General features: G+C 39.2%; 11 protein-coding genes. 8 read left to right on the top strand and 3 right to left on the bottom strand.

Going from position 1 to position 12,879, the window contains the following annotated elements; all coding sequences use genetic code 11:
- Window positions 1-338 precede the first annotated feature (338 nt).
- The 6 genes from QNI22_RS20855 (at window position 339) to QNI22_RS20830 (ending at window position 8,663) form a co-directional block, all read left to right on the top strand.
- Window positions 339-1,367 (top strand): sensor histidine kinase, encoded by a 1,029-nt coding sequence (locus QNI22_RS20855; protein ID WP_314513660.1) that lies wholly within the window; start codon window positions 339-341, stop codon window positions 1,365-1,367.
- Window positions 1,368-1,447: 80 nt separating this feature from the next.
- On the top strand, window positions 1,448-2,032 hold the full coding sequence (locus QNI22_RS20850; protein WP_314513658.1) for a Crp/Fnr family transcriptional regulator: 585 nt from the start codon (window positions 1,448-1,450) through the stop codon (window positions 2,030-2,032).
- A 69-nt stretch (window positions 2,033-2,101) separates the two neighbouring features.
- Window positions 2,102-2,512 (top strand): DUF4345 domain-containing protein, encoded by a 411-nt coding sequence (locus tag QNI22_RS20845; RefSeq protein ID WP_314513656.1) that lies wholly within the window; start codon window positions 2,102-2,104, stop codon window positions 2,510-2,512.
- A gap of 4 nt (window positions 2,513-2,516) precedes the next feature.
- Window positions 2,517-3,101, top strand: coding sequence for a DinB family protein (locus QNI22_RS20840; protein ID WP_314513655.1), 585 nt, complete (start codon window positions 2,517-2,519; stop codon window positions 3,099-3,101).
- Between the two features lie 405 nt (window positions 3,102-3,506).
- Window positions 3,507-6,953, top strand: coding sequence for a SpoIIE family protein phosphatase (locus QNI22_RS20835; protein WP_314513654.1), 3,447 nt, complete (start codon window positions 3,507-3,509; stop codon window positions 6,951-6,953).
- Between the two features lie 207 nt (window positions 6,954-7,160).
- The gene (locus QNI22_RS20830) at window positions 7,161-8,663 is read left to right on the top strand and encodes a serine hydrolase (RefSeq protein WP_314513653.1); all 1,503 of its coding nucleotides are present in this window, start codon (window positions 7,161-7,163) and stop codon (window positions 8,661-8,663) included.
- 20 nt (window positions 8,664-8,683) lie between these two features.
- Here the strand turns inward: QNI22_RS20830 and QNI22_RS20825 are convergent, their stop codons facing one another.
- Both QNI22_RS20825 and QNI22_RS20820 read right to left on the bottom strand, forming a co-directional pair.
- A complete protein-coding gene (locus QNI22_RS20825) occupies window positions 8,684-9,028 on the bottom strand; it encodes a DoxX family protein (RefSeq protein ID WP_314513651.1) in 345 nt (114 codons plus the stop codon).
- 101 nt (window positions 9,029-9,129) lie between these two features.
- A complete protein-coding gene (locus QNI22_RS20820; protein ID WP_314513649.1) occupies window positions 9,130-10,563 on the bottom strand; it encodes a Xaa-Pro dipeptidase in 1,434 nt (477 codons plus the stop codon).
- A 21-nt stretch (window positions 10,564-10,584) separates the two neighbouring features.
- Here QNI22_RS20820 and QNI22_RS20815 point away from each other — a divergent pair, with 21 nt between their 5' ends.
- A complete protein-coding gene (locus QNI22_RS20815) occupies window positions 10,585-11,412 on the top strand; it encodes a helix-turn-helix domain-containing protein (RefSeq protein ID WP_314513647.1) in 828 nt (275 codons plus the stop codon).
- A 97-nt stretch (window positions 11,413-11,509) separates the two neighbouring features.
- Entirely contained in the window at window positions 11,510-12,226 is a 717-nt protein-coding gene (locus tag QNI22_RS20810; RefSeq protein ID WP_314513646.1) for an SDR family oxidoreductase, read from the top strand.
- A 62-nt stretch (window positions 12,227-12,288) separates the two neighbouring features.
- Here the strand turns inward: QNI22_RS20810 and QNI22_RS20805 are convergent, their stop codons facing one another.
- On the bottom strand, window positions 12,289-12,831 hold the full coding sequence (locus tag QNI22_RS20805; protein WP_313983068.1) for a YciE/YciF ferroxidase family protein: 543 nt from the start codon (window positions 12,829-12,831) through the stop codon (window positions 12,289-12,291).
- Between the last annotated feature and the right edge of the window lie 48 nt (window positions 12,832-12,879).

Raw genomic sequence — 12,879 nt, 5'->3', positions numbered from 1 at the left:
AGGATATATTCTATTTGAATAGCAGTAATGGATTGATATATAAATGATTATTGTATATCTTCGTACTGGATTGGTATAGTGTTTGCAACACAAATGAAGTGCCAGATCCAAAATTTGTATTTTTTAACAGACTCGCTGCAAATTCAAAAAAACTATTGTCCGGGACTGAACACTACTTGTTCGATAATGGGAAATATAGTTGATTAGGTAAGTAGTTGATAGTGAGTTAATCCTTTCTTTGTGCTAAATATTTTTATGACTTTAAGAGCTATGCTGAAACTAGTGAGCTACTCATCTTATAGTATTGTATTTAGTCGTTAAAAGAACTTTCAGACATTGTGAACAGATTTGCTTATACTCGGCAAGATCACCTGATTCGGGGAATAGTTTTACCTATATTTGTACTTACGCTTAACTGCATACTGCTGGGAAAAGCATACTGGCATGACTGGAAGCTATTTATTATTACAACAACCCTCTCGTCCTGTATCTATTACTTTCATTGGTTTACTAATAATGCCATTGCATTATGGACTCATAGACTTTATCCGTTTTATCATCAATTTGGTCTACGTGCTTTTATTTCATACATCCTGGTAAGCTGTAGTTCCTCGGCTATAACTTTTGTTATTTTTCAGCTATACAAGTTGGTGGGTTATACACTTGTATATGAAAGGCAAGTATGGGCATTTGGATTTGTGTTGGGAGTAGTTATTCTGGTTGCCAGTATTTATGAAGGGACGAATGCATTGGAGCAGTGGAAAAAATATTTTATTGAGTCAGAATCGTTAAAGAAAGCACAACTACAAAGTCAGTTAGAGGTTCTTAAGAACCAGGTCAATCCTCACTTTTTATTCAATAGTCTAAACTCTTTGGGCTCTTTGATTGAGGAAGATCCCAAACAAGCCAGTCGTTTTCTGGATGAACTCTCTTCGGTATATCGTTACCTTCTGCGCACCAATGATCAGGATCTGGTAGAGTTACATACAGAAATTCAATTTATCCAATCGTACTTTAATCTCTTGCATACCCGGCATGGGAGTTCTTTGCAATTGGTAATGGATATAGATCCATCATTTCATCAATACCAAATTCCTCCTCTGACACTACAACTTTTGGTTGAAAATGCAGTAAAACACAATATTATTCTACCAGATCAGGAATTGGTTGTACAAATTCGAACCGATAAAAACGGAGAACTACTGGTAAGTAATAATTTGCAACGTAAAAAAGTAAGAGTGCTTAGCAATGGAGTTGGATTAAATAATATTCTGACTAAATACAGAATGTTGGGGCAGGCTTCTCCCAAAATCGAAGAGCAGGATGGTCAGTTTATGGTGACTCTACCACTTATTCTGCAAGCATGATACCTGAATGTTTGATTGATAAGACGGAAGAGGTAACTTGCCCGAAGTAATGTTTGAAATAGATAGAACATTACTTTGTTATGATACTACCTATTGATCTTTTAAAAAAACTTATTGATTATAGCTATCCACTTCCTGATAAGGATTGGAAAATTTTTTCAAAGATTTGGACACCTTTTTCGGCTAAACGAAAAGAGGTACTTACCCGTGTAGGTGAAAAGGAAAAGTATCTGTATTTTGTAGTAGATGGCGTGCAGCGGGTATATTACTTTGACGATCAGGACAGAGAAGCCACATTAGTATTTACCTATTCGCCTTCTTTTGGTGGGGTGCTGGACTCATTACTTCTGCAACAAACATCCCGCTATTTTTATGAAACCCTGACTCCATCGGTATTTTTACGGGCCTCAGCAACTGATTTGCTGGCATTAACTGAGCAGAGTCGTGCAATAGAATTATTGGTAAGACAAGGTCTTGTGCAAGCATTGGCCGGAGTACTGGAGAGGCTGGCCGAATTGCAGTGCTACTCGTCAGAAGAAAAATTCAGAAAGCTTTTACAACGAAGCCCGCATATTCTGCAACGGGTACCTCATAAATACTTAGCTAATTATCTGGGTATTGATCCAACCAATTTTAGCAAGCTGATAAACAAAGTAAAGATTTAAAATCTTGGTATTTACCAAGAGTGTTGTGTATAAATACATTCATCTTTGTGTATCTTATTACATAACACTATGAAAACTAATTTATTAACTATCCTCTCAAGAGGATTTATCCTCTTTTCAGCTTTAAGCTTGTTGTCTGTCAGTTTGATGGCATTTGTCAATCCGCAATCTGTCATGGATCTGGTACATGTCAACTTATCTAATACAGATGCATTTAGTTCTATACGAGGAGTATATGGAGGTGTTGGATTGACTATTTTTATCAGCCTGCTTTATCTGATGCGAAAAGATATACATATGGGATTAATTTTTCTGTCAATGCTTTGGGGTTTCTATGCATTATCCCGTTTGATGACCATCTTTTCTGAAGGAAGTCTTGGCGCATTTGGAACACAATGGTTATGCATTGAATCAATCCTGTTTGGAGTCTCTGTTATTTTGTTGTTTCTACATAAAAGAACTTTAGCTGTTAATTACTAACGAAATGAAACCTGTATTAAAAGACCAGCTATTGGATTCACTGGAAGAACAAGTGGAACAACATCTTCGGCAGTGTGTTGAACAGTTTCAGAATCTTAGTGAGGACATTTTATTAGCTCCTGCTGCCAATGGAGGATGGAGTATTGCTCAGTGTCTGGAGCATTTGAATAGTTATGGTAAGTATTATTTGCCTCAAATTCAGAAAGGATTGACCAAGGCACAGTCAAAGCCCAATGTTGAAACTTTTCGTAGTACCTGGTTAGGAATGTATTTTAACAGAATGATGGACCCGCAGATAGGAACGGGGAAATACAAAGCTTTTAAAGGGCATATTCCTGATCAAAATCTGAATCCCTATGCTGTAGTAGCCGAATTTATCCAGCAACAAGAAACTTTACTCTCTTATATCTGTCAGGCTCGTCATGTAGACTTAAATTGTATTCGTATTCCTATCTCAATCCTGCAATGGATACGTCTCAAACTAGGAGATGTGTTACAGTTTTTGATTGCACACAATGAAAGACATATAGTGCAGGCTCAACGAAATATTTCAATATCTGCTTCAATCGTGAACTCTGAACAGGCCTGATACACGAATAGTTATAGGACAGACTATTCTTGTTGAAGTACAACTAAGACTTCTTGTTAAAATCTCGTTTTTTCATAAAACCTTGTGCAGACTTACTGTGTACCAAAAATAGATACAGTATAGCTTCTGGTAATAGATTGTTTTACATACCTGTTTGGTAACTTTCTCTAAGATTGATAGATATGGAAGCAGTAACATAATAAAAATGCGGATTGCCATTATTTTCTCAAACAAGAATTCCTGTAATGTTTGGCTGGCTTATGTGATATCCTATGTATGCATACTATCAAATCGGAACAACCTTACTGATTTGAGAGACAGCCTTCTCCCAGTGATATGTAACCTTTGAAATAGCGGAGGTATTTTTACTGAAAAGTAAAAGAAAACGCTACTATTCTCAGTATCATGTCACGAATTACATATATTTTAAGAGTATCTCTGTTACTATTTGTCTTATTGGGAGGAAGCTTCGTTGCCAACGCCCAACAAGGTAATCCCTATATCACCAATTATACGATTATACCTGCTAATCTTCCAGGGTATGACTTACCCCGCACATTTACTTCTATTCTGTCTGGAGGTGATCAGCATATTTATGTAACCAATACCAAAGGGGTGTTATTTTATAATGGATCAGAATGGATACTGGTTCGGACTGCTACCACACCTTTATCATTGACTACACACCCTGATTATTCAGAGCGTGTATATGTAGGGTGTCAGGAAGGATTTGGCTATGTTCAGACAAACGCCAATGGAGAGAATCAGTTTGTTGGCTATGGGAAGGAACAAAAGATTACAGGAGCTATTACACAGATAAAAAGTAATGGAAATCATGTATATCTGTTAAATAAGTCAGCTGTATATGAGTGGGATGTAAAAGAAGACCAGTTAAGTAATGTATGGAAAGCATCCGGTTCTGCAACCTTTCAGGATTTGTTTGTTCAGAAGAATCAGGTTTTTGTAAATGTAGCAGGAAAAGGTTTGCAACGTATTAATGGGAAGCAATTGACTACCGTTGCAGGAACAGAGGTTTTGGGACAATCCCGTATTGTAGCGACTATTCCTTTATCGGAACAGAAGCAGATTCTGGGAACATCCAACAATCGTCTGTGGATCTTTAACGGTCAGCAGTTATCTCCTTTATCTATTGAGGCACAAAGTTATCTGGATGCGAATCAGTTATCAAGTGGCACAGACTTATCAGCTTCTATGTATGCCCTTGCTACTGTTTCGGGTGGTTGTGTTATTATTGAAAAGCAAACAGGAAAGATACGTCACGTTGTAAACTTCCAGACCGGCTTACCTGAAGATGAAATTCAGGCGGTAAGTAAAGATGGACAAGGAAACTTGTGGATCAGTCATTCCATGGGAGTAAGCCGTGCTGATTTTCATTTTTTGGTATCCAATTTCTCTACTTATCCGGGATTGATTGGCAATGTTACGCAGGTTCTTTCACATAAGAATATGCTGTATGTAGCGACAACAGAAGGTATTTTCTATCTGGATAAATCCGACTCTTTTCAGGAAGTTTCCGGATTTATAAAGCAAAAACGCCAGATTGAACGCATCACAAAAACCATTACCATTAAAGAAAATCGAAAAGGTTTGCTTGGAAAGCTATTTGGAGGAAAAGATGATGTAAAGGTAGACCAGAAAAAAGAAGTTATTGAACTGGAAGACAAACCAACGAATGTCAATCGTCAGCAAGAAATCTACGCATTACAGTCTATCCCTTATCTGTTCAAGAAAGTAGAAGGGTTTGCTGGAAAGTGTCGTCAGCTTTCTTTGTTTGAGGGCCGGATACTGGCAGCAGGAAGTAATGGTGTATATCAGATTAGTGGAACCTCTTCAACCCCCTTGTTGACAGGTGTATATGTACAGTCCTTATATGCTTCTACTACCAAACGAATTCTGGTTGGAGCTCAAAACGGGTTATATGCTCTGAATTTGCGTGGAGACAAGTGGGAACCCGAAAATTATACCCGCCAGGTATCAACACCTGTTCATTCTATGTGTCAGGAAGGAAATACAGTATGGCTGGGTAGCCTGAATCAGGTATGGAAGCTGGAACTGAATACACAAGGCAAAATTCATAAGGCACATCCTTATACTACCGGACTTCCTTATTCTGACCTTATTCCTGTATTCCTGGCAGAAGGTAAGCCTTCCTTTATTATAGACAATAAATTATATCGCTTTAACAGTTCTGAAAATAAGCTGGAAATTGATGGAGATTGGACTAAGAAAGGAATAGATCTGCGTGCCCCTGTCTATGGACAGAAGGATCTTACCTGGATGCGTTTGGAAGGAAGATGGCAGGAAATTAGCAGCACACAAAAAATAGATCAGCAACGTACATCTTTGTTGAATCTGTTTTCAGATTTGCGGGATGTATACATTGACGGCAAACAAAATATCTGGGTGGTAGATGCTGCCAATCAGATTTACCAGATCAATGGCGACCCTAACTTTAGTACACTTCCTGCACTTCATGTATATCTTGAAAGAGTAGCTGACAAAAAGGGTAAGAATCTGCCTATTGATGATGTTAGTGTACCATATGATCAGAATGCACTTCAGTTTGTAGTGTCTCCTCGTCAGTTTGGTCAGGAAGCAGCCATTCAATATCAGTATCGTGTATCAGGTATTGGCAATGAATGGTCTGAATGGCAAACAGCACCTGTATTTCGTTTTCCTATTTTACCTGATGGTTCATTTACTTTACAGGTAAGAGCCCGTGATGCACAAGGAACAATAAGTGAAGTGAGCGAATTTGATTTTGTAGTGCGTCCACCTTTCTGGAAAACATGGTGGTTCCAAGGTTTTGTGTTGATTGCCATTGCTGCTGGTGTTGTATTTTTCGTACGTTTTCGTACGTATCGTCTGGAACAAGCCAATCGCATTCTGGAGCAACGTGTAGAAGAACGTACGTTGGAAATACGCTTGCAAAAAGAGCAGATTGAACTTCAGAAAAACGATATTGAATTGCAAAAGCATGAACTGGAGCTGGCATACACAGATATTTCCAAAAAGAACAAACACATTACTGGAAGTATCAATTATGCTCAGAAGATCCAACATGCTATCTTACCATTAGAGTCCCAGATTGAGAAGGCATTACCAGAATCATTTGTATTCTTCCAGCCACGAGATACTGTGAGTGGTGACTTCTATTGGTTCTCAGAGAAAGAAGAGGTTGTTATTATTGCGGCAGTTGACTGTACCGGACATGGCGTACCAGGTGCATTTATGTCCATGATCGGTAATACGTTGTTAAACCAGATTGTCAATGAGAAAGGTATTACCGAGCCAGCGAAAATTCTGAATCTGTTACACAAAGGCGTGCGTAAAGCGCTGAAACAGGAGGAGGATAATAGCGAAAGACAGGATGGTATGGATATCGCACTTTGTACTTTCAATAAACGCACATTGTTGTTACAGTATGCAGGAGCTAATAATTCATTATATATTGTTGAAAATGGTGAACTGATTGAAACAAAAGCCAATAAATTTGGAATTGGTGGAGTTCAGAAAGAAGCTGAACGATTGTTTACCAATCATACCTTTACAGTAAGTGCTAATACGCATTGTTATCTGTTCACAGATGGATATGAAGACCAGTTTGGTGGACCTGACAACCGGAAGTTTATGGCAAAACGTTTCCGTCAATTACTGGTAGATATTCATGCTAAACCAGCCACAGAACAAAAACAGATACTGACACAGACTATACATGACTGGAAAGGCCATGAATCGCAAATGGATGATATGTTGGTGATAGGTTTTCAGTTGCCAGTATCCCCAGATTTTGCAATCAAGGCTACCCTGATGGATAGTGTCACCCAATAATGAGATTCAAATTGCTAATATAAAATCCCATCTGCCTCAACAAGCAGATGGGATTTTTGCTTTGAAAGAGTTTGGAAAATAATGACGTATCTAAATGTATTATATGTTTGGGTAGTAACATTTTTGTAGTGCTGCTATTGTTGTATATTGGGTTATGCTATTACGGCAATACTAAAAGTAATGTAAAACTTAACTATACAAACCATTATGAAGAGACTCTTACCCCTTCTGTTTTATTTGTTTTCTCCCTTGCTGTTTGCGCAAACAGCAAAACAACTCAATGAATTTGACGCCTACATTCAAAAAGCAGTCAAAGAGTGGCAGATTCCTGGTCTTGCTATTGCTGTTGTAAAAGATGGAAAGGTAATTTTAAAGAAAGGCTATGGAACACGTGAAGTTGGAAAGGATCAACTTGTAGATGTACATACACTATTTGCCTGTGCTTCTACCACTAAGGCACTGACAGCAACAGGCATGGGAATGCTGGTAGATGCAGGTAAGGTAAGCTGGAATGATCCTGTAATTAAATACCTGCCAGATTTTCATCTGTATGATCCGTATGTGACAAAACAGCTGACTGTCCGGGATCTATTTACCCATAATTCAGGTGTAGGTAATACAGATTTTCTATGGGGTGATACGGATTGGTCTTCAGAGGAGGTTCTTCAAAAGATGGCAATGGTCAAACCTTCTTATTCGTTTCGGGCAAGCTTTATTTACCAGAATATTTTTTATCTGGTAGCTGGGAAGGTAATTGAGAAAGTAAGTGGTATGAGTTGGGGAGAATTTATGAAACAACGTATTTTTCAGCCTCTGGGAATGACCCGTACCAAACCCTACTTTAAAGAAGTAACGGATGCCAATCGATCACGTCCCCATTTCAAAGTAGAGAATACTATCGTTGCCATTGAAGATTTAAAAGCAGATGCTATTGGACCGGCTGGCAGTGTCTGGTCTTGTGTGGATGATATGGCAAAATGGGTTGCCTGTATGCTCGATAGTAGCAAGTATACAGGTGGAAGGTTGGTAAATCCGCAAACGTGGACGGAATTATTTAAACCTCAGGTAATGGTGCCACCCTCCCAGTTTTATCCTACCATGCGACTAACCCAACCTAATTGGACAACGTATGGATTAGGATGGTTTCAACAGGACTATAAAGGTAAGAAAGTTAATTTTCATACAGGTAGCTTACCAGGTACTATTGCTATTCATGGCCAATTGCCCGAGGCTAAGTTAGGTATCTATATTCTGGGTAACTATGATCATGCAGAGATACGTCATGCATTGATGTTTAAGGCATTTGACTTGTTTGCCCTGGGAGGGAATCGGGATTGGAGTGCTGAGTTTTTGACGCTATATCAGAATCTGGCTGAAGCAGCAAAAACAGCAGAGAAAGAATTCGAAAGCAGCCGAAAACTAAATACACAACCTTCGTTTCCTCTGGAAGCCTATACTGGCAAGTATTCAGATCCTTTGTATGGAGATGTAGTGATTACTCTTGCAAATAATCAATTATCTGTCACAATCAATAAGTTCGTTAAGATTACGGTAGAACATTGGCATTATAATACGTTTAGGGGGTGGTATGAGAAAAAATGGTATGGAAAAGATACTATCAATTTTATACTCAGTGCAGACGGAACTATAGAAAAAGTTGTGATAGATGGGAAAGGATATCAGAAAGAGGTTCCTGAGAAAAAATTATAATCCCTATCAGGTTTACATGGTTAGGTATACCGTAAAGCCCATGCGATCAAGACAGCCTGTAGTGGGAGGCGAGCCCGTAGTAGCCAGGACGGAATGCGATGGAATTTTTGGCTGGTAGCCATATAGATATTGGCAGGAAATATAGCAATCAGCAAAAGTACAATGCCCCACGCAGACCAAACCCTGGTTGGTGAAAATAATAAACCAATACCTAAGGCAGATTCTGCAAATCCACTGAGCAGCACCATAGCACGATGATCCGGAATGTAGGGGGGCATGATCGATTCATACATACGGGGTTTTACAAAGTGAAGGATTCCCGCTATAATATAAAGTATTGCCATTGCTATCAGATGCCATTCCATACAATGTCTGGTTAGAATTAAATAAAAAACAAAGGCAAAGAAATACTGAATACTCGATGAATGTCAGTCTTCTTTGCCTTTGCTGTATTTAGGAAGTGTGGTTATTTTTTTAGTTCGTTCTTGTAAACTTTACCATCTTTCATTACAAATTTAACTTTCTCCAATAGAGTAATATCATCCAGTGGATTTCCTTCTATCGCAATAATATCAGCCCATTTGCCTTTGGTAATTGAGCCTATACGTTCTTTCCATCCTAATAGATCTGCTGCATTGATAGTCGCTGCCTGAATAGCCTGAATAGGAGTAAGACCATACTTTACCATGTAGTAAAACTGTTTTCCATTCCATCCATGAGGGTATACACCTGCATCTGTTCCATAGGCTATTTTAACACCTCCTTTTACTGCTTTGGCAAAACTTTCGCGTTGCGTACGTCCTACCAGTTGTTCTTTGTCCAGAATCTTTTGCGGATAGCCCAGGCGTTTGTATTCACTCATAATGTAATCATCGTTGTAAATGTCGGCAACCAGATAAGTACCTTGCTGTTTCATAAGCTGTATTGCCTCAGCATCCAGAAAGCTGCCATGTTCTACAGAGGCTACTCCTGCCCGGATAGCCTGTTTGATAGCATCTGTGCCATGAGCATGAGCACAGGTTTTCCGTCCCCACATTTTTGCTTCTTCTACGATAGCTTTCATTTCCTCCAGTGAAAACTGAGGTGCACCCACACTTTCTTCCTCAGATAACACGCCAGCTCCGGCCCCAAACTTGATCACATCTGCTCCATATTTAATATTATACCGTACTTGTTTGCGAAGCGCATCAACACCATCGGCTACTCCCATCATTTCTTTGGGTAACTGAAAACTCAGGAAAGGAGAGAACCCATTTAAGTCACCATGACTTCCTGTAGAGCCAATAAATAAAGTGGCAACCTGCAACCGGGGACCTTCAATTTCTCCTGCATTGATAGCATTACGCAATGCTACATCTATAAAGGCTGCAGCACCTACATCGCGACAAGTCGTAAATCCTGCCTGTAATGTGCGTTTGGCATAGATATGGGCTGTTACAGCATAGTCCATAGGCGTTTTGCGGAAAATATCACCATAATAGTCACCACTGGGTTGAGAAGTAATGTGAGTATGGCAGTCAATCAAACCTGGTAATACTGTAGCATGACTTAGATCGATAACTTCTGCATTGGCAGGGATGGCCAGTCCCGAACCTATATTGACAATAGTATTACTATCAATCAGGATAACCTGTTGGTTTAATACTGTACCACTGACTACATCAATGACTTTTCCAGCTTTGATGGCTTTTAATCTAGACTGAGCTGCAACCAGCTGACAGAAAATAATAGTAAGAGCAAAGAGTAAGATAAACTTTAGCTTCATGGAATAAGGTGAGATAGGATAGCAGTTGGTTTGTATATTTGAATAAGTAAAATTAAACGCATAATTGGTAATTGCAACAATGCCAAAAGCCCGGATAATGGACAACACAGAAAATGTATGGGTATTACTTGTCATATAAACTACAAATAGATTTCTATGTTAGACACTGTTCTCCATTATATTCACAAAAACTTTGATCAGGAATTATCCCTGGATATCCTGGCCGAACAGGCAAATTATTCTCCTTTTCATTTTCACAGGCTGTTTAAAGAGCAGACAGGAGAAGCGCCTAAACAATACATACTTCGGTTACGGCTAGAGAAAGCTTGTAAAGAGCTGATATTTTATCCTCATAAGTCCATTTATGAAATTGCTATGGATTGTGGATTTAGTTCTGCTTCAGTATTTGCCAGAGCCTTTCGACGAAGATACCAGATAAACGCAGAGCAGTATCGGGAAGCAGAATTGCAAAAGCTTACACACAATACCACAACTGTTAGTTTATCAAGTGATCAGTTAGAGATAATACGAATGGAACGCTTTGTCATTGCATATGAGATTGCATTGCTTGATACGGAAGAAAATATTATGCAAGCATTCCAGAATATATATCAATGGGCTGAAGCAAGAGATCTGACAGATCGTTACCCTTACTTTTATGGTGTATTTCTGGATTCGCCAGTTACTACAAAGATGAAGCAATGCCGCTATTTGGCTGGTATACGTGTATACCCTTCTGAAAATATTCGGTTTACTGAAAAAATGATGGCGTTGGGGGGAGCTAAGCATGCACAGATTCAGATAACAGGAGGCATGTCTGAGGTGGTGAATTATGCACTTCATTTCAAAAAGCAATGGATTGCTCAGAGCGGATATGAGATTATCCCTGAATCCATAGGCTTTGAAGCTTTTTCTCAATTGGATTTAAATTTACCTTACGCTTCTCATAACCGTAAGATCTGTATCGCTGTACAACCCAAATAGCAAGAAATGCAAACTACTTAGCAAAAAGTGAACAATGCTTCTCTGTGTCAAACCCTACTTTTGAAGTGTTTATTTACTACTTTAAACCAACAGGACAATGACAACAGAACGCAAACATGTCATGATAGCCGGTGGTACTTCCGGAATAGGACTAGCTACTGCAAAGAAACTAATTGAAAAAGGTATCCGGATTACAATTACAGGACGTGATAATGAGAAACTACAGCACGTGTTAACTGAATTAGGCCCGCTGGCAAGTGGAGAAGTTGTAGATTCCTCTGATATAACACAATTGCAGGCTTTTATGAGAAAGATAGATCCTATTACAGATCTGGTGATTACAGTAAGCGGGGGAAAAGGTATGGGGGTATTTCGGGATCTGGATCTACAACAGTTAAAAGAAGGTTTTGAGGAAAAGCTGTTTCCGCAATTAGCTACCGCACAGGCTGCTATTCCATATATTGCCTCTCATGGTAGCATTACATTTGTGTCTGCTGCCAGTTCACAAGCCAAACGAGAAGGAACAGGTGGTCTGGCGGCTATTAATGGCTCACTGGAAATTTTGGTTCCTGTGTTAGCCAAAGAACTCAAACCCATTCGGGTAAATGCAGTTTCTCCTGGCGTGATTAATACTCCCTGGTGGAATTTTCTGCCAGAAGAAACCAAACAGCAAACATTTCAGCAGTTAGCTCAATTAACTCCAGTCGAGAGAGTCGGGCAGCCCGAAGATATTGCAGCCGTTATTGATACTCTCTTAGGCAATACCTTTATTACAGGGCAAGTGATAACAGTAGATGGAGGGTATAGTCTGTAATCCTGATAACAAAAAAGACCTGAGGTGATCAGGTCTTTTTTGTTGTGAACAAGTCTACACAATTATTCTGCCAATGCACGTTGATTCACAAATGATTCTGCGATATCTGTTAATAAGGTATCTGCATTTTTTTCTTCCTGTAATGTTTGAGCCAGTAAGGAAGCTGCCGTTTCATAACCTAGCAGACGTGCCAGTGTACGTAATGAGCCGTATGCAGCGATTTCATAGTGTTCCACTTTTTGAGAAGCTATGATAATACCTGCATCCCGGGTAAGTGTGCCTTCGATTGTTTCATCAATGAGTTCGTTGCCTTCTTCGAGTAAGCCTTTCATGGCTTCACAGGTAACTTCGGAAGGTGTTTCATTGATTGAGCTGAATACTTGTTCCAGACGGCGTACATGGCCACGGGTTTCCTCTAAGTGTCTGGTAATTGCAGTCTTAAGATCATTGGTGGTTGCAGCTTCTGCCATAGCTGGTAGTGTGTTCACCAATTTGTTCTCTGCATAATAAATGTCTCTTAACTCTTCAAGAAATAATTCGCGAAGTGATTCAACATTATCTGAACCAGAAAAGAAGTTTTTTACGGAATCTCCAAAAGAAGCCATAGTGAAATAGGATTAAAAGGTTTGTGTTAAAAAGAAAAGTTGTGTGCA

It is taken from the genome of Xanthocytophaga agilis, assembly GCF_030068605.1.
GTDB lineage: Bacteria > Bacteroidota > Bacteroidia > Cytophagales > 172606-1 > Xanthocytophaga > Xanthocytophaga agilis.
Note: the sequence above shows the minus strand (reverse complement) of the source record. Positions and strands in the feature narration are given on the sequence as shown.